Below are 16,672 nucleotides of genomic sequence, written 5' to 3'. Positions count from 1 at the left end.
AGGAGCAGCCCCATGCAGCACCGCATCGTCGTCCTCGGAGCCGGCTACACCGGAGCCATCGCCGCCGGGCGCCTCGCCAAGCGGCTGCACCGCGAGGACGTCACCATCACCCTCGTCAACCCCGAGCCCGACTTCGTCGAGCGGGTCCGGCTGCACCAGCTGGCGACCGGCCAGGACCTCAGGCCCCGGCCGTTCGGCGAGATGTTCGCGGGCACGGGCGTCAAGCTGAAGCTCGCGCGGGTCACCGCCGTGGACGTGGACCGCAAGGCGGTGACGGTCACGGCCGGCGACGGCGCCGAGCGGGAGGACCTGGCGTACGACACCCTGGTCTACGCCCTCGGCAGCGGCTGGAACGACGGCGGTGTCCCCGGCGTCGCCGAACACGCCCACGAGGTCTCCAGCCGGCCCGGCGCGCTGCGGCTGCGCGACCGCCTGGCCGCCCTGGGCGCGGGCCGGCCCGTGGTCGTCGTCGGCGGCGGCCTGACCGGCGTCGAGGCCGCGACCGAGATCGCCGAGGCCCGCCCGGACCTCGACGTCGCCCTCGCCGTCCGCGGCGCGCTCGGCGACTGGCTGTCGGCCAAGGGCCGCGCCCACCTGCGGAAAGTGGTGGACCGCCTCGGGATCACGGTCCACGAGCACACCGAGGTCACCGCCGTGGCGGCGGACGCCGTGACGACGGCCGACGGTCGGACGGTGCCCGCCGAGGTCACCGTCTGGACCACCGGCTTCGCCGTCCACCCCGTCGCGCAGGCCACGACGCTCGAGGTCACCGACGGCGGCCGGATCGTGGTCGACGCCACGATGCGCTCGGTCTCCCACGAGGACGTGTACGCCGTGGGCGACGCGGCGATGGCGATCGGTCCGGGCGACAAGCCCCTGCGGATGTCCTGCGCCTCGGGTGTCCCCATGGCCTGGCAGGCCGCCGACGCCCTCGCCGCCCGTCTCACCGGCGCGAAGGTTCCCCGCGTCGACATCCGCTACTTCCAGCAGTGCGTCTCCCTCGGCCGCAAGGAGGGCCTGATCCAGTTCGTCACCGCCGACGACCGAGCGGTCGAGCGTGCCCTGACGGGCCGCGTGGCCGCCTTCTACAAGGAGATGATCTGCAAGGGCGCGGCCTGGGGCGTCGCCAACCCGACCGTGGGCATGCCGTCCCGGCGCCGCCGGCTCCTGCGCCCGCAGACGGCCACCGCACCGGCCGGGGCGGCGGCCTGAATCCACCGTCCGCCATCTCGACCAGGCCGGCTGACACAGCCCCCGCCGGCCCCTGCCGCCGGCCGCACGCCGGGGCAGGGAGCCGGTCGGGCGCGCCTGGGTGTCGCCGGACGTTCCGAGTCACGGCGACTCGCCTGGTCCGGCGCGGGTTCGGGCGTGCGCATCGGCCTCCGCGGGGGCGCTCGCCGGGGTTCGGGACCGTTTCGCGCGTGCGCAGGGGCATCCGCGGGCGCGTGATCGCCCTCCGGACGTCAGGTCCGCGGGGTCCGCGCGGGGTGGTCGTCGTAGCGGGCGGCCAGCGTGCGTACGGTCTCCGCCATGCGGTCGCGGAGTTCGGGCGGGGACAGGACCTCGATGTCCGTGCCCAGCCGCAGGAACTCCCCGTGGGCGTGGTCGATCGACTCGATCGGCACGCGGGCCTTCGTCCACCCGTCGCTCGTGGGCGTCACTCCGAGACGGCGGGCGCCCTCCGCGGTGAGCCGCACCAGGGCTTCCCCGGTGTGCAGCCGGGACCGGAAGCCGGCCACGTGGTCCTGCCAGTACGCGGCCAGGTCGAACCCCTCCGGAGCGGCGAACTCCGCCAGGGGCCGAAGGGCGAGGATCTGGTCGACCCGGTAGGTGCGGATCCCCGACGGGCCGCCCGCGACCAGGTACCAGCGGCCCGCCTTCAGGACGAGTCCGTACGGCTCCACCCGCCGCTCGATCTCCTCCGGCGCCCGCCAGCGCCGGTAGCGCAGCAGCACCGCCCGCCGCTCCCACACCGCGGCGGCGACCGCGGCCAGGTGGGGCGTGCGGTCGGCGTCGCTGTACCAGCCGGGGGCGTCGAGCAGGAAGCGTTCCCTGATCCGCCCGGCGTGCTCGCGCAGCTCGGCGGGGAGCGCGGCGCGCAGCTTGAGCTGGGCGGTGGCGAGCGCCTCACCGAGGCCGAGGTCGGCGGCGGCGCCGGGCAGCGCGGCGAGGAACGCGGCCTGCGCCTCGTCGGGGGTCAGCCCGGTGAGCCGGGTCCGGTAGCCGTCGACCAGGCGGTAGCCGCCCGCGTGTCCGGCGGCGCCGTACAGGGGGATGCCGGCGGCGGCGAGCGCCTCGACGTCCCGGTAGACGGTTCGGACGGACACCTCCAGCTCCTCGGCCAGCTGCCCGGCCGTCATCCGGCCCCGGTTCTGCAGCAGGAGGAGCAGGGTGACCAGTCGGCTCGCGCGCATGCCGTTCAGTATCCGCCTTCACTGACAGGGGATGTCAGGGGACCGTCCCTAGTCTGCGGCGCATGAACGACTTCGACTTCCTGCACGGCTCCTGGGACGTGGCCAACCGCCGTCTCACCGCACCGCTCGAGGCGGGCTCCGGGACCTGGGTGGAGTTCCCCGGTCACGCGGTGGTCCGGCCGCTGTTCGGGGGCGCCGGCAACATCGACGAGATCACCTTCCCCACCCTGGGCCGTCAGGGCGTGACCCTGCGCCTGTTCGACCGCGAGACGCGGCGCTGGTCGATCCACTGGTCCGACAGCCGCACGGGCCGGCTGGACCCGCCCGTGGTCGGGGGCTTCACCGGCGACCGCGGTGACTTCCACGGTGACGACACCTATGGCGGCCGCCCGATCCGGGTGCACTTCACCTGGTACCGCCTCGGCCCGGACCGCGCCCGCTGGGAACAGGAGTTCTCCGCCGACGACGGCCGCACCTGGGAGCACAACTGGACCATGGACCTCACCCGTAGCGGGCGGGCCGGCGCATGAGCATCGTCGAACTGCGGCAGTACACGCTGCGTCCGGGGGCCCGGGAGACGCTGATCGAGCTGTTCGAGCGCGAGTTCGTGACCGGTCAGCAGGCGGTCGGCATCACCGTCGGCGGACGGTTCCGGGACCTGGACGACCCGAACCGGTTCGTCTGGCTGCGCGCGTTCCCCGACATGGCGCGCCGCCGGCGCTCGCTGGAGGCGTTCTACGGCGGCCCCGTCTGGCAGGAGCACCGCGACGCGGCCAACGCCACCATGACCGACAGCGACGACGTCCTGCTGCTGCGCGGCCCGGGCTTCACACCGGGGCCCGGCGCTGCCGAGGTGCTCGCGACCGTCTGCCACCCGCCCGGGGCGACCGCCTTCGACGTGTACGCCGCCCGGCACCTCGGCCCGGGTCATGCCCTGCATCGCACCGAGCACGCCGAGAACGACTTCCCCCGGCTGCCGGTCCGCACCGGGGAGGACGTCCGGGTCTGGTTCGGCCCGGCACAGCCCCCGCCCTGGCCGACCCGGATCCTGCGGCTCGAACCGGTGACGGCCTAGGGTCTGGGGGAAGGCCGAGTCCTGGTGGGAGGGGTGCGCGGTCGTGCGGCGGGAGCGGCGGGTGTTCGCCGTGTCGCTGCCCGCACTCCTCGCATCGGGCCGGCCCACCGCTCACCCAGCCCGCCATCCGACGGCACCGCTCGCCCAGCCCGCAGCCCGCAGCCCGCAGCCCGCAGCCCGCAGCCCGACGGCACCGCTCGTCCCGGTCCGGTAAGGAGTCACGGCATGACCGACGCGCACGCCTTTCCCCTGGAGCCCACCCCGATCCATGTGTCCGACGCGGTCCTGGACGACCTGCGGGCCCGTCTCGCACTGACCCGTCCGCCGCTGGACGAGGGGAACGCGGACTGGTCCTACGGCGTCCCGGACAGCCATCTGCGTGAGCTGGTCGCGTACTGGCGGGACGGCTTCGACTGGCGCAGGGCGGAGAGCGCCATCAACGTCCACGAGCACTACGAGGTGAGTGTCGACGGTGTTCCGGTGCACTTCATGCGCAAGCCCGGCCGCGGCCCGCGCCCGGTCCCGCTGATCCTCACCCACGGCTGGCCGTGGACGTTCTGGCACTGGTCGAAGGTGATCGGCCCGCTCGCCGACCCGGCCGCGTTCGGCGGCGACCCCGCCGACGCGTTCGACGTCATCGTGCCGTCCCTGCCCGGCTTCGGCTTCCCCGGCCCGCTCACCGGCTTTCCGGACGTCAACTTCTGGAAGGTCGCCGATCTCTGGCACACCCTGATGACCGAGGTCCTGGGATACGACAGGTACGCCGCCGGGGGCTGCGACATCGGCGGGCTCGTCTCCAGCCAGCTCGGGCACAAGTACGCCGACGAGCTGTACGGCATCCACATCGGCTCCGGACTGCCGCTCGACTTCTTCAACGGCCCGCGCGCCTGGGACTTCGCCCGGAACCGGCCCCTGTCCGACGACCAGCCCGCCGGCATCCGTGACCGCATCATCGAGCAGGACCACCGCTGGGCCTCCCACCTCGCCGTGCACATGCTCGACGGCGCCACGCTGGCCCACGCCCTGAGCGACTCCCCCGCCGGGCTGCTCGCGTGGCTGCTGGAGCGCTGGAACGCCTGGAGCGACAACGGCGGCGACCTCGCATCCGTCTTCAGCAAGGACGATCTGCTCACCCACGCCACGATCTACTGGGTGAACAACTCCATCGCCACGTCGATGCGTTACTACGCCAACGCCAACCGCTACCCGTGGACCCCCGCCCACGACCGCGCCCCCGTCGTGCAGGCCCCGGTCGGCCTCACCTTGGTCACGTACGAGAATCCGCCCGGCATCCACACCGCCGACGAACGCGTCCGCGCGTTCCGGTCCGGCCCGCAGGCGAAGTGGTTCAACCACGTCGGCGTCAACGCCCATGACCACGGCGGCCACTTCATTCCCTGGGAGAACCCCGACGCCTGGGTGAGCGACCTGCGCCGCACCTTCCGCGGCCGCAGGCCCTGAACGAGAGGCCGGAGAAAAAATCTTGGCCGGTGATGTCGAGAACCCACGGCCGGCTCCGTCTCCGGGGTGAACGTGACCGCGACGGGTCACCTCGGGACCAAGGAGACGCACCATGGCCAAGTACCTGCTGCTCAAGCACTACCGCGGCGCCCCGGCATCGGTCAACGACGTGCCCATGGACCAGTGGGCGCCGGAGGAGATCTCCGCACACGTGCGGTACATGAACGACTTCGCGGCGAGGCTGGAGAAGACCGGTGAGTTCGCCGGCGGCCAGGCGCTCGCCCCCGAGGGCACCTGGGTCCGTTACGACGGTGAAGGGCGCCCTCCGGTCACCGACGGCCCGTTCGCCGGGACCAAGGACCTGATCGCCGGCTGGATGGTGATCGACGTCGACACCTACGAGCGGGCCGTCGAGCTGGCCGGGGAACTGTCCGCCGCTCCCGGGAAAGGCGGGAAGCCGATCCACGAGTGGCTCGAGCTGCGCCCCTTCCTCGCCGCACCCCCCACTGTGACGGACTGTCCTCACGGCTGATCGAGGACCGCGCCGCAGCCGCGCACGGAGCCGGAACCAGCCGTCGATCGAGACCCGCTGCTCCCGGACGGACCGGCTGCTCCCCGACGGAGCCGTCGATCGACACCGGCTGCTCCAGGACGCCGAACAGGCCGGCGGCGATCCTCGCCGAACTCCCACGACACCCCCGCACCGACACACCCCGCACTGACACAAGGAGCACGACATGACCCGGCAGACCGGCGGCCGCCGTATCGTCACCAACATGGCCCTCTCTCTCGACGGCCGCTATGCCGCCCCGGACGACCCGCTCGACATGAGCTGGGTGATGCCCTACGCCGTGACCGACGTCGCCCGCGACCATCTGACCGGCCTGTGGGAGACGGCGACGACGGCCCTGCTCGGCCGGGTCAACGCCGAGGGCTTCCTGGGGTTCTGGCCCTCCGTCATCGGCATGGAGGGCGCGGACCCGCGCGACGAGGGCTTCGCGAAGTGGCTCGTCGGCACCGACAAGGTCGTGCTGTCCTCCACGCTCGAGGAGGCGCCGTGGGAGCGGACGACGATCGTCGACCAGCCGGCCGAGGAGGTCGCGGCCGACCTCCGAGCCACGGAGGGCGGTGACATCCTCGTACCGGCCAGCGCGAGCGTCATCAAGGCGCTGCTGGCGGCCGGCCAGGTCGACCGGCTGGCCCTCACCGTCTTCCCGGTCGTCCTCGGCGGCGGACCGCGGCTCTTCGACGACGGCCTGCCCGCGAGCGAGTGGACCCTCGTCAGCCGGACCGCGGGCGAACACGGGACGCTGGCGCTCGTCTACGACGCGATCCGCTGAACCGCACGCCGGCCGACGACGTCCGCGCCCCCGCCGGCGCGTCGGGCCGGTCGGCGCAACCGCCCGCGTCGCACAGCGGGTTCCGGTGGAACGGGGCTTTCGCAGGCCGGCCGCGTGTCATGATCACCCGGCGCCCCGGCGCCCCGGCGCCCCGGGCACACCGACCGGCGGTCCCGGGGCCGTACGACAGCGGACCGGACAAAGGGGAATCAGCGTGCGCAGACTCGTCCACTACGTGGCCACCACTCTCGACGGGTTCATAGCGGGCCCGGGCGGCGCCGACCCGACCGGTCCGAACGGCTTCTGGCCCGTGCCGGAGGACTACGTCCGGCACCTCGTCGCCGAGTACCCGGAGACGCTGCCCGTGCAGGCCCGGCAGGCGCTGTCCGTCACGGCGCAGGGCACGCACTTCGACACGGTGCTCGAGGGGCGGCGCAGCTACGAGATCGGTCTCGCGGCGGGAATCACCGACGCCTACCCGCACCTGCGGCACCTGGTGTTCTCCCGCACCCTGACCGAAAGTCCGGACCCGGCCGTGGAGCTGGTCGCCGACGACCCGGTGGCGGTGGTGCGCAAGCTCAAGCAGCAGGAGGGCAAGGACATCTGGCTGCTCGGCGGGGCCGAACTGGCGGGCTCCCTGTACGCCGAGATCGACACCCTGATCCTGAAGGTGGGCCCGCTCACCATCGGCGACGGGATCCCGCTGTTCTCCCGCAAGGCCGCTTTCGACCCGCGCACCTGGACGCTGTCCGACCACACCGTCCTGGGCAGCGGAGCGGTGTTCCTCACCTACACCCGCGCCGACGGCTGAGCGGTCCGCGAGCACGACGGGGGCCGGACGGGGGGCGTCGGGCGTACGTCGCTCCCGGCACCCGGGCGGGCGGATGTTCAAGAGTGAGCGGCGCGTCAGGGGCCGGGCGGGCCACGCTCGGGCGTGAGGAGGCCCTCAGCGAGGTGCCGGGTCCTTGAGGCGAAGGAGTGGACTCATGTCGACGACGAGGCGGGTGCACACGTACCCCTTCGAGGGGGAGGTGCACGGACTTGAGATCCACCCCGCGTTCGAGGAGCTGCGGGAGGCGGAGCCGCTTGCCCGGGTGAAGCTCCCGTACGGCGACGAGGGGTGGCTCGTCACCCGGTACGACGACGTGCGGACGGTGAACTCCGATCCCCGTTTCAGCCGGGCGCAGATCGGTGAGGACACCCCGCGCACCACTCCGCTGGCCCGCCGCGGCGACACGATCCTCAGCATGGACCCGCCGGAGCACACCCGGCTGCGCCGGTTGCTGTCCAAGGCGTTCACGGCCCGCAGGATGGGGCAGTTGCAGCCGTGGCTGGAGGAGTTGTTCTCGGGGCTGCTGGACGGTGTGCAGCGCATGGGTCCCCCGGCGGACGTGGTGCGTGACCTGGCGGAGCCGTTCACGATCGCGGTGATCTGCCGGCTGCTGGGCGTGCCGTACGAGGACCGCGGCAAGTTCCAGCACTGGTCGGAAGTGATCATGTCGACCACGGCGTACAGCAAGGAGGAGGCGCTGGCCGCCGACCGGGCGATCCGGACGTATCTCGCCGGCCTGGTGTCGGCACGCCGGGCCGAACCCCATGACGATCTCCTGGGTGTCCTGGTGGCGGCCCGGGACGAAGGGGACCGGCTGTCGGAGGAGGAGCTGATCACCTTCGGGGTCACGCTGCTCGTCGCGGGACACGAGACGTCGGCTCACCAGCTGGCCAACATGCTGTACGTGCTGCTGACCCACGAGGACCAGCTGCGGCTGGTGCGCGAGCAGCCGGAACTGCTGCCGGGAGCGGTGGAGGAGCTGCTGCGTTACGTGCCGCTGGGCAACGGGATCGGCAACGCGCGGATCGCCCGGGAGGACGTGGAGCTCAGCGGTGGCACGGTGTGTGCCGGTGAGGGTGTGATGGCCGCCGCGGTCAACGCCAACCGCGATCCGCGGGTGTTCACCGATCCGGAGCGTCTCGACGTCACCCGGGAGAAGAACCCCCATCTGGCGTTCGGGCACGGGGCGCACTACTGCCTGGGGGCGCAGCTCGCCCGGATGGAGCTGCGCGTGGCCATCGGCGGGGTTCTGGGGCGTTTTCCCGGGCTGCGGCTGGCGGTCCCGGCGGAGGAGATCGAATGGAAGACGGGTGGTCTGTTCCGCGGTCCGCGGCGGCTGCCGGTCGCTTGGTGAGGTGAGCGGGATGGACGAGGAGCGTACGACGCGCTGGCGGGTGGAGGCCGATCACGGGGTGTGCATCGGCACGGGTATCTGCGCCGGGGTGGCACCCCAACGTTTCCAGGTGGTCGACGGTCGGTCGGTGCCGCCGGCCGGGGAGCTGGAGCCGGACGAGGACGTGCTGGACGCGGTGGAGTCCTGCCCGGTGGAGGCGTTGCGGGTGCGGGACGCGGTGACGGGTGCGGTGCTCGACCTGTCGTGACGGGCGGGCGGGCGGCGTCGCTCGAGTGGTCCTCGAGCGCCCTTCGAGCGGTCCGGGGCACACAGTGGTTAGGGTCGGCGGCGTCACCGCGTTCGGGTGGCCGCTTCCCGGCCCTCGCACCCGGTCCTGCTCCGGCGGAAATCAGCCGTAATTCGGCGGGAATTGGTGCGGTGAATACAGGCCGTCCGCCTGGCGGAGAGGCACGGCGGCTAGTTTCTCTTACCGATTTCCCAATTGCCGTTCCACTCAATGGAGTTGCTTCCTCGGGACCGACTTGACAGGGGTCGCGGGGGGCCTATTGAGTATCTCCTCGGATTCTGGAATTCCGTATTCCAGTGCCGGTTTTCGCACGTCGCGACAGTAGGAGAACCCGCATGAAGTTCGCCATCGTCATCATCGAGAACGCCGAGTCCAGGCGGAAGATCCAGGAGGACCGCCTCGCCTACCGGAAGCAGATCGAGGAGTGGATGGGCCAGCAGGCCCAGGCCGGTGCCCTCGTGGGCGGCGAGGCGTTCGAGACCGAGTCCGTGGCGCCGGTGACGGTGCGCCGGACCGGTGACGGCACCCCGAAGGCCGTCGAGGAGCCGTTCGCGGGCGGTGACGAGACGCTGGGCGGTTACATCCTCGTCGAGGCCGCCGACCGGGATGCCGCCGTGGAGATCGCCAAGACGTGGCCGACGCCCGAGACCCTCGAGGTGCGGCCGCTGTGGGTGGCCCAGTAACAACGGCCGGGCACGGCCCTGAGCCCGCGCCGGGGCGTCCGCGAGCAGCGGCCGCCCCGGCGCGGACCCGCGGCGCGGCCCATCAGTGAAAAGGGGGAAGCGATGCCGGGGACCAGGAACGGGACACCGCCGGCCGACGCGGCCTCGCTGCTCGAACGCCGGCTGGGAGACCCCGAGGACCCGGCGACGATGCTGTCGTACGCCCGCGTTCTGGACGCCGACCGCCACGAGACCTTCCCCGCCGATCCCTGCGGGCTGCTCGACCTGTGGGGGCTGCCGGACCACTACGTGCCCGCCGAGCACGGCGGGCAGCTGACCGACTACCAGCAACTGGCCGCGCTCGTGCGCACGGTGGCGGGACGGGACCTGACGACGGCGGTGGTCCACACCGGCACCTTCTTCGGCTCGGCCTGTGTGTGGGCCTCCGGCGACGACGAGGCCGCCCGGCGCCTGGCCGCTCTGGTGCGCGAGGGGCACAGCGTGGCGCTCGCCCTGTCCGAGCGGCACCACGACGACGACCCGATCACCACCGACGTCACCGCCTGGCCGGTCGCCGACGGTTTCCTCCTCAACGGCGAGAAGGCGCTCGTGCCGGGTGCCGCCCGGGCCCGGGTGCTCTGTCTGCTCGCCCGCACCGGGCCGGACTCGGGTCCGCGCGCCTACAGCGTGCTGCTCGTCGACAAGCGGACGCTGAGCGGCGGCCGGTGCGTGGAGGCGGCCCGCACCCCCACCGAGGGTGTGCGCGGCGCCGACCTCAGCGGGGTGCTCTTCACCGACGTCGTCGCTCCGGCCGGCAGCCTGGTCGGGGCCCAGGGGCAGGGCGGCGAGATCGTCCTGAAGGGGCTGCAGCTCGTGCGCGGCATCACCCCGGCCCTGTCGGCGGGCGCCGCGGGCAACGCGCTGCACCTGGCCCTGAGCGCGATACGCGAGTCGTCCGGCCCCCTGCCCGGCGCACTCGCCGACGTGCCGCTGACCCGCCGGATCCTGGGCGAGTGCGCCGCCGATCTGCTGGCCGTCGACGCGCTGGCCACGGTCACGGCGCGCAGCGTGCACCTGCTGCCGCGCGAGCTCTCGGTGACGTCCGCGGCGGCCGCGTACCTGGTGCCCGCGGTCGTGGGCGAGGTGCTCGCGCGGCTCGTCGGACTGTTCCCGCAACGCACCGGCGCCCCGGCGCTGGAGATGCTGCGCAAGGCCGAACGCGACCACCGGACGGTGCGCGTCCTCGGCGGCAGCGACACCGCCCATCTGTACGCCCTGGCCGCCGCGTTCCGCCATCTGGCGCGCCGCGCCGGCGCCCGGGGCGCGGGCGTCGACCCGGCCGTGTACGACCCGGGGGCGCCGCTGCCCCCGCCGCGTCCGGGGGATCTCGCTCTCGTCCCGCGCGACGGCAGCGCGCTGCTCGCGGCGCTGCCCGGGCTGGCCCGGGAACTCGCCGAGACCGCGGCCACCACGCCGGCGCTGGCGGGTGCCGCCCGGGTGGCGCAGGAGCTCGGCGGCCGCGCCGAGCGGCTGCGGGCCGCGCTGCCGCCCGCCGTGCACACCCTGTCCCGGCTGCCCGCCGCGTCGGCGGAACAGGCCCGGCAGGTGGCGGTGTGCCTGGCGGCCTCGGCCTGCCTGGGCATGTGGCGGCACGCGCCCGTGCTGGAGGGCAGGTGGCCCGACGGGCTGTGGCTGGAGCCCGCGCTGCGGCGGCTGCTGCGGCGGCTCGGCGGGGCGGACACGGACATGGTGCAGGACGGACCGGGATCAGGCGGCCGGGGCTTCGACGCGCTGGCCGACCGTGTCGCCGACCTGTGGGCACATGACGGCGCGCCCTGCGCTCTCGTGCCGCCCGCGGGCGTGGAAGGAGCAGCGTGATGAGACTGACCGCGGCCCGGGGCACCCGTCCGGGATCGGTGTCGGAGGACAGTGCCGTACGGGCCCGTATCGCCGCCCTGGACAAGCACTTCGGCAGCCCCGGCGACCTGTCCAACCCGCTGGGTGAGGCGGCGCTGCTGCGCGCCGACGAGGAGGCGCGCGTCCCGGACGCCCTGCCGCAGCTGCTCGCCGGCTACCGCTTCGGCGCGGAGTTCGTGCCCACCGAGCTCGGTGGCCGCTTCGTACAGATCGACACCCTGTGCAGGGTGGTGCGGACCGTCTTCCGGCACGACGGCGCGCTCGGTCTCGCCACGGGCGCCTCCACGCTCCTCGCCGTGGCCCCGGTGTGGGCGGCGGGCCGGGCCGACCAGCAGGAGTACGTGGCCCGGCTGCTGCTGGGCGGCGGGTGTCCCGCCGCCGTCGGCGTGGGCCGGGACTGCGCCGTCGCCGATGCGGCACCGGCCGCGCGGCGGGACGGTGAGCGGTACGTCCTGGACGGGCACGGCGAGAGGTGTCTCGACGCCTACCGGTCCGACGCGCTGCTCGTGTTCGCCCGGACCGGTGCGGGTCCCGCGGCGCACAGCGCGCTCCTGCTGCGGGCCGGGGAGCTGCCGGACGGAGAACTGCGCGGAGGTCCGGGCCCGCGACCGTCGTTCACCGCACACGGTGTACCGGCCTCGGCGCTCGTGGGAGCCGAGGGCGAGGGCGGTGAACTGGCGCGCCGCATGAGGGAGTTGGCGGGCTGCGCCGTGCCGTCCATGGCGGTGGGCGCCGCCGACGGCGCCTTGCGCACCGCCGTGGGGTTCGCCCGGGACCAGCGGCTGCTCACCCATTCCCTGGTCGATGTGCCGTTCCACCGGGCGCTGTTCGCCGGCGCCTTCCTCGACCTGCTCGTCGCCGACTGCCTGGCGCTGACGGCGACCCGCTGCCTGCACGCGCTGCCCGGTGAGGCCGGTGCCGTCGCGGAGGCGGCCGCCCTGGTCGTGCCGCACCTGCTCGGCCGGGCCGTCGACGGCGTCGCGGGCGTGCTGGGGCTGGCCGGCTGTGTACGGCAGGGGCCGTACGCGATGTTCGGCAAACGACGGCGCGACCTTCAGCGGCTGCCCGCGGCACCGGTGACCGCTCCGGCGGCGCTGCGCGCCGGGTGGGCGAAGACGCGCGGCCGGTCCGTACCGCGTGCGGTGTTCTCCCCGGGGGAGGGCCTGCCGCCGCTCGACTGGCGCGGCCGGCCGGAGGCGGTCTCCGACCCGCTGGCGTCGTCGCTGCCCGCGTTCGCCGCGGACGTCATGGGCCGCACCGATCTCGGGCCGTACGGCCGCGTGCTGGGCGCCGCGTGCGCGGCGCTCGTCGACGAACTGCGCGATCTGACCCGGCAGTGCGCCCAGTTGCACCCCGAACAGCTCGGGGTGCCGCACCCGCACGCCCGGCATCTGGCCCAGCGGCACGGTCTGCTCCTGGCCGCGGTGGCCGCTCTGGGTGTGTGGCGGGAGGCGGACGGGCACCGGCCGGGTTTCCTGGCCGATCCCGCGTGGGTGACGGCGGCACTGCACCGCCTCGTCGTGCGGCTCGGCCGTGAGATACCCGCGCCGCCCGCGACCACCGAGCGGGAGGTCGTGGCGGAGCTGCTCGCCCGTCACCGCTCGCACCGCACCTTCGATGTGTACGACACCCCCCTGGCCGGCTGACAGGCGGCCCGTCCGCCCGACGCCGGCCCCTGCCTGAGGATTTCGACCATGCCGAGGCCGTCCCAGCACCTTGACGAGGCGGACGTCCGCCACTGGCTGGTGTCACGGATCGTCGCCTATCTGGGAGGCGACGCCCGGACCCTTGACCTCGCCCTGCCGTTCAGCGAGCACGGCCTCGACTCGCTGGCCGCGTTCGGGCTGTGCGGCGACATCGAGGAGGAGTACGGGGTCGTCCTGGAACCCACCGCGGCCTGGGACCATCCCACCGTCGCCGCGCTGAGCCGCCACGTCGTGGCCCACGCGGCGCCCCAGCCGGGCGGGACCCCGGAACGCTAGGGAGCTTCCGCCGATCACGCCGCAGCGCCGCACCGCTGTACCCGCGCACCCGCGCACCCGCCATGACCGGCGAGACGCGCCGGGGCCGTGCGGTCCGCTCAGTTTTGAGCGGACCGGGGGCCCGGCCGACCGCATGGTGGGGTGCCGTCGCGGTGCCCCCGGGCGGCCCCGACCCCGTAGGCGCGAAGGAGAGGCACTCGCCATGACGGACGGCGTGACGGACATGGCCACGGCGGGTCCCGGCACCGGCGGGCTGCGGCCCCTGCTGGACGCCGTGCACGAGACGGCTTGCGAGGTGCGGGCCCGGCGCCCCGACTACTTCGAGCAGCGGCCGCTGCGGCTGCCGGCCGATCTGCTCGAGCGCCACGGCGCCGGCCGTGACGAGGTCCGCCGGCTGGTGTCCGAGGCGTACGGGCTCCGGCTGGAGCCGGCGGCCGACGCACGGGACTGCACTGCCGTGGACCGGCTGGCGGCCACGCGCGCGGCGCGGGGCCCGGAGCCCGGCGCCGGCGGGAGCGGCGGCGGCACGGACAGCGGCGGTGTGCCCACGGCCGCCGGCCTTGCGGCCGTCGTGCGGGAGCAGGACGAAGCGCGGCGCTCCCTCGAACAGCAAGCGGCCCGCATCGCCCGGACGGAGCCGCGCCGGGTCGGGGTGATGGGCGGCGTGCTGCCGTACGTCGCGGCCGGCACCGCCCGGGACGGCGAGCCGCCGGTCGTCCTGGTGAACGCGCTCGGGATGGGCACGGCGCTGTGGCACCCGCTGATGGCGGCGCTCGCGCCGGCCCACCGCGTGCTGACCTGGGCGCCGCGGGGCACCCGCGCCGGCACCCGGCCGCTGCGGCTGCGCGACCAGGCCGACGACCTGGCGGCGGTGCTCGCCGCGGAGGGCGTACGCGAGTGCCATCTGGTGGGCTGGTGCAGCGGGCCCAAGACGGCCGTGGAGTTCCACCGGCGCCGCCCCGACGCCGTACGGTCGATGGTCTTCCTGCACGGCTCCTTCCGGCACACGGGCGACCCGGCCGGGCGCGAACCCGACACACCGTACGAGCGCGGACTGGAGGAGTTGTGCCGGGCCGTCGCCGCCCGGCCGGCCCTCGCGGCGCGGATGCGCGCGCTGTTCACCGGCCGGCGTGCCGGCCTCCCCGACGACCTGAGCGCCCACCGCTTCGCCGAGGAGGTCCTCGCGCTGCCCGCGCCGGGCCTGGAGGAAGAACTGCTGCGCCCGTTCGCCGACGACGTCCTGCCCGCCTATGCCCGGCAGTTGCTGGACTACTGGGACCACGACGCGCTGGCGCACGCCGGCCGGGTGCGGGTGCCGGTGCTGTGCGTGACCGCGGAGTTCGACCGGATCGCCTCCCCCGAGCGGCTCGCCCAGGCCGCCGGCCGGTTCCCCGACGCCCGCCACGAACGGCTGCCCGGCGCCACGCACTACTCCATGTACGACCGTCCCCGTGAGGTGGCGCGGCTGCTCGGGGACTTCTTCTCGACGGCCCGGCCGCGCTCAATTGTGAGCGGCACCGCGCGCTGACGCTGCCTAGCGTCGGACACCGGCGGCCCGAGGCCGCCTCACTCGTGCGACGAAGGAGACAGTGCGATGACCGACGCGGTGAGCCCGGCCCCGGGCGCCTTTCTTCCCGCGCAGGCCGGGCCCCTCGGCTCCGGCTCCGACCTGCTGCACTCCGGGAACGCGGGCTTCATCATCCACCGGGCGGGCCAGCTCAACCACGCCTTCCGTTCCGAGGGCCGGCAGTTCGCCAGGGACCTGGTCGACCACCTCAACAAGGTGGTGGAGGGTGTCGCCACGATCGCGGTGCACGAGGAGATCCTCGGCACCGCCGACCGGCTGCACTGGCTGATCCACATGAAGCAGCCCAACGACTACAGCCGCTTCCTGGAGATAGCCGACCACGACCGCAGCTTCAAGGAGATCACCGAGGCCGACCGGATCAAGGCCGAGCAGGGCGCCGGCAACTGGGAGCGCATGTTCGTCGAGGGCTCCTTCCAGGAGCGCGTGTACGTGCCCCAGCACGGACTGGACGACCACGACGACGACCACCACGACGACCACCACGACGAGCCGTCGGACACGTTCGTGCCGCCGGCCCGCCACCAGACCGGCCTGCCCGAGAGCCGGCAGCGCAACTCCCTGGACAGCGGCCTGACGATCATCCGCACCGCCCAGACCGCGTTCCGCTTCCGCACCGAGGCCCGCGAGTTCGCCTTCGCGTGGGCCGCGGAGGTCAACCGGGCCCTCGGCGGCGAGCTGACGGTCTACCTGTACGAGGAGACCTTCGGCCAGCAGGACCGCATCCACTGGATGATCCACCTCGACAGCTTCGACACCTACCGCAAGCTGACCGAGCTGAGCCGGAACGACGCCGACTACCGGGCGCTGTTCGGGCGTGAGTTCGTGCCCGCGCACAAGGGCGGCGGCGGCTGGGAGCAGACGTTCGTGTCGCCCACGATCCACGACACGGTGATCACGCCGCTGCACGCCGGCGCGCCCCTGTGGTTCTGAAGCGGCGGACACGGCCGTGACGGCGGACAACGATCCGACGCACCAGGGCGTGCGGCTCACCCCCGAGCCGCACGTCCTGCGTGTCACGCTGGCGAGCCCGGACGGCCTGAACAGCCTCAGCGGCGAGGTCCTTGCGGCGCTGGAGGCGGCTCTGGACCGGGCCGAGGCCGATCCGGACTGCCGGGTCCTGCTTCTCGAGGGCTCCGGCGGCACGTTCTGCACCGGACTCGACTTCGAGGAGGCCGCGGGCGATCTCGCGGGCGGTGAGGTGCGGGCCGGCCAGGGCGGGGAGGCGTTCCTCGCCCTGATGCGGCGCTTCGGCGAGACACCGGTGGCGGTGGTGGCCTGTGTCGACGGGCGCGCCACCGGGGGCGGTATGGGGCTCGCGGCCGCCGCCGACCTGGTGATCGCCACCGAGCGCAGCGAGTTCAGCCTGCCCGAGGCGCTCTGGGGTCTCGTGCCGTGCTGCGTGCTGCCCGTCCTGGTGCGGCGCACCGGCTTCCAGGTGGCCTACTCCATGGCCTTGACCACGCAGCCCGTGCCCGCCCGCCGGGCTGCGGAATACCGCCTGGTGGACGAGGTGGTGACGGACCCCGACGTCGCGGTGCGCAGGCTTCTGGTCCGGCTGACCCGGCTCGACCCGGTGACGATGGGCGAGCTGAAGCGCTATGCGCGCACCCTGTGGTTCACCACGCAGGAGACGGACGCGTTCGCCCTGCGGGAGTTCACCCGGCTCATCGACGCGCCGGTCGCCCGGCGCCGTATCACCGACTACACGACAGCGCGGCGGCTCCCGTGGGAGAAGCCGCGGCCCTGACCGGGAACGGGCCA

Annotated in this window: 17 protein-coding genes; 16 read left to right on the top strand and 1 reads right to left on the bottom strand. The window is 73.8% G+C overall.

Annotated features, from left to right (window positions below):
* Nucleotides 1-12: 12 nt before the first annotated feature.
* The gene (locus AB0E88_RS00940; RefSeq protein ID WP_361621594.1) at nt 13-1,212 is read left to right on the top strand and encodes an FAD-dependent oxidoreductase; all 1,200 of its coding nucleotides are present in this window, start codon (nt 13-15) and stop codon (nt 1,210-1,212) included.
* A 251-nt stretch (nt 1,213-1,463) separates the two neighbouring features.
* On the opposite strand, the gene AB0E88_RS00935 is transcribed toward AB0E88_RS00940, so the two are convergent.
* Complete coding sequence (locus AB0E88_RS00935) at nt 1,464-2,414, bottom strand: YafY family protein (protein WP_361621591.1); 951 nt, start codon at nt 2,412-2,414, stop codon at nt 1,464-1,466.
* A 62-nt stretch (nt 2,415-2,476) separates the two neighbouring features.
* Here AB0E88_RS00935 and AB0E88_RS00930 point away from each other — a divergent pair, with 62 nt between their 5' ends.
* From AB0E88_RS00930 to AB0E88_RS00860, 15 genes are all read left to right on the top strand, one after another.
* Nucleotides 2,477-2,944 (top strand): hypothetical protein, encoded by a 468-nt coding sequence (locus AB0E88_RS00930; RefSeq protein ID WP_361621588.1) that lies wholly within the window; start codon nt 2,477-2,479, stop codon nt 2,942-2,944.
* Complete coding sequence (locus tag AB0E88_RS00925) at nt 2,941-3,489, top strand: NIPSNAP family protein (RefSeq protein WP_361621585.1); 549 nt, start codon at nt 2,941-2,943, stop codon at nt 3,487-3,489. The genes AB0E88_RS00930 and AB0E88_RS00925 overlap by 4 nt, the downstream gene beginning before the upstream one ends.
* 225 nt (nt 3,490-3,714) lie before the next feature.
* Nucleotides 3,715-4,950, top strand: coding sequence for an epoxide hydrolase family protein (locus tag AB0E88_RS00920; RefSeq protein WP_361621582.1), 1,236 nt, complete (start codon nt 3,715-3,717; stop codon nt 4,948-4,950).
* A gap of 112 nt (nt 4,951-5,062) precedes the next feature.
* Nucleotides 5,063-5,482, top strand: coding sequence for a YciI family protein (locus AB0E88_RS00915; protein ID WP_361621579.1), 420 nt, complete (start codon nt 5,063-5,065; stop codon nt 5,480-5,482).
* Between the two features lie 205 nt (nt 5,483-5,687).
* Nucleotides 5,688-6,290 carry a dihydrofolate reductase family protein gene (locus AB0E88_RS00910; protein ID WP_361621576.1) on the top strand — a complete coding sequence of 201 codons (603 nt, stop codon included), beginning with the start codon at nt 5,688-5,690 and terminating at the stop codon, nt 6,288-6,290.
* Between the two features lie 214 nt (nt 6,291-6,504).
* Nucleotides 6,505-7,101, top strand: coding sequence for a dihydrofolate reductase family protein (locus AB0E88_RS00905; protein WP_361621573.1), 597 nt, complete (start codon nt 6,505-6,507; stop codon nt 7,099-7,101).
* Between the two features lie 175 nt (nt 7,102-7,276).
* Nucleotides 7,277-8,476 (top strand): cytochrome P450, encoded by a 1,200-nt coding sequence (locus AB0E88_RS00900; RefSeq protein ID WP_361621570.1) that lies wholly within the window; start codon nt 7,277-7,279, stop codon nt 8,474-8,476.
* Nucleotides 8,477-8,486: 10 nt separating this feature from the next.
* Nucleotides 8,487-8,723, top strand: coding sequence for a ferredoxin (locus AB0E88_RS00895; protein ID WP_361621567.1), 237 nt, complete (start codon nt 8,487-8,489; stop codon nt 8,721-8,723).
* 374 nt (nt 8,724-9,097) lie between these two features.
* Nucleotides 9,098-9,445 carry a YciI family protein gene (locus AB0E88_RS00890; RefSeq protein WP_361621564.1) on the top strand — a complete coding sequence of 116 codons (348 nt, stop codon included), beginning with the start codon at nt 9,098-9,100 and terminating at the stop codon, nt 9,443-9,445.
* Nucleotides 9,446-9,547: 102 nt separating this feature from the next.
* On the top strand, nt 9,548-11,302 hold the full coding sequence (locus AB0E88_RS00885; RefSeq protein WP_361621561.1) for an acyl-CoA dehydrogenase: 1,755 nt from the start codon (nt 9,548-9,550) through the stop codon (nt 11,300-11,302).
* Complete coding sequence (locus AB0E88_RS00880; RefSeq protein ID WP_361621558.1) at nt 11,302-12,987, top strand: acyl-CoA dehydrogenase family protein; 1,686 nt, start codon at nt 11,302-11,304, stop codon at nt 12,985-12,987. The genes AB0E88_RS00885 and AB0E88_RS00880 overlap by 1 nt, the downstream gene beginning before the upstream one ends.
* Nucleotides 12,988-13,035: 48 nt before the next feature.
* Nucleotides 13,036-13,323: an acyl carrier protein gene (locus AB0E88_RS00875; RefSeq protein ID WP_361621555.1), complete on the top strand. Its 288-nt coding sequence runs from the start codon at nt 13,036-13,038 to the stop codon at nt 13,321-13,323.
* 202 nt (nt 13,324-13,525) lie between these two features.
* Nucleotides 13,526-14,851, top strand: coding sequence for an alpha/beta hydrolase (locus AB0E88_RS00870; RefSeq protein ID WP_361621552.1), 1,326 nt, complete (start codon nt 13,526-13,528; stop codon nt 14,849-14,851).
* Between the two features lie 66 nt (nt 14,852-14,917).
* Nucleotides 14,918-15,841, top strand: coding sequence for a DUF6039 family protein (locus AB0E88_RS00865; protein WP_361621549.1), 924 nt, complete (start codon nt 14,918-14,920; stop codon nt 15,839-15,841).
* A gap of 16 nt (nt 15,842-15,857) precedes the next feature.
* A complete protein-coding gene (locus AB0E88_RS00860) occupies nt 15,858-16,658 on the top strand; it encodes an enoyl-CoA hydratase-related protein (RefSeq protein WP_361621546.1) in 801 nt (266 codons plus the stop codon).
* Nucleotides 16,659-16,672: the final 14 nt, after the last annotated feature.

Source organism: Streptomyces sp. NPDC028635, assembly GCF_040637635.1.
GTDB lineage: Bacteria > Actinomycetota > Actinomycetes > Streptomycetales > Streptomycetaceae > Streptomyces.
Note: the sequence above shows the minus strand (reverse complement) of the source record. Positions and strands in the feature narration are given on the sequence as shown.

Coding starts and splice junctions, on each gene's coding strand:
- AB0E88_RS00895 (WP_361621567.1), top strand. CDS start 8,487: ATGGACGAGGAGCGTACGACGCGCTGGCGGGTGGAGGCCGATCACGGG.
- AB0E88_RS00940 (WP_361621594.1), top strand. CDS start 13: ATGCAGCACCGCATCGTCGTCCTCGGAGCCGGCTACACCGGAGCCATC.
- AB0E88_RS00910 (WP_361621576.1), top strand. CDS start 5,688: ATGACCCGGCAGACCGGCGGCCGCCGTATCGTCACCAACATGGCCCTC.
- AB0E88_RS00890 (WP_361621564.1), top strand. CDS start 9,098: ATGAAGTTCGCCATCGTCATCATCGAGAACGCCGAGTCCAGGCGGAAG.
- AB0E88_RS00925 (WP_361621585.1), top strand. CDS start 2,941: ATGAGCATCGTCGAACTGCGGCAGTACACGCTGCGTCCGGGGGCCCGG.
- AB0E88_RS00935 (WP_361621591.1), bottom strand. CDS start 2,414: ATGCGCGCGAGCCGACTGGTCACCCTGCTCCTCCTGCTGCAGAACCGG.
- AB0E88_RS00915 (WP_361621579.1), top strand. CDS start 5,063: ATGGCCAAGTACCTGCTGCTCAAGCACTACCGCGGCGCCCCGGCATCG.
- AB0E88_RS00930 (WP_361621588.1), top strand. CDS start 2,477: ATGAACGACTTCGACTTCCTGCACGGCTCCTGGGACGTGGCCAACCGC.
- AB0E88_RS00870 (WP_361621552.1), top strand. CDS start 13,526: ATGACGGACGGCGTGACGGACATGGCCACGGCGGGTCCCGGCACCGGC.
- AB0E88_RS00880 (WP_361621558.1), top strand. CDS start 11,302: ATGAGACTGACCGCGGCCCGGGGCACCCGTCCGGGATCGGTGTCGGAG.
- AB0E88_RS00900 (WP_361621570.1), top strand. CDS start 7,277: ATGTCGACGACGAGGCGGGTGCACACGTACCCCTTCGAGGGGGAGGTG.
- AB0E88_RS00885 (WP_361621561.1), top strand. CDS start 9,548: ATGCCGGGGACCAGGAACGGGACACCGCCGGCCGACGCGGCCTCGCTG.
- AB0E88_RS00875 (WP_361621555.1), top strand. CDS start 13,036: ATGCCGAGGCCGTCCCAGCACCTTGACGAGGCGGACGTCCGCCACTGG.
- AB0E88_RS00865 (WP_361621549.1), top strand. CDS start 14,918: ATGACCGACGCGGTGAGCCCGGCCCCGGGCGCCTTTCTTCCCGCGCAG.
- AB0E88_RS00920 (WP_361621582.1), top strand. CDS start 3,715: ATGACCGACGCGCACGCCTTTCCCCTGGAGCCCACCCCGATCCATGTG.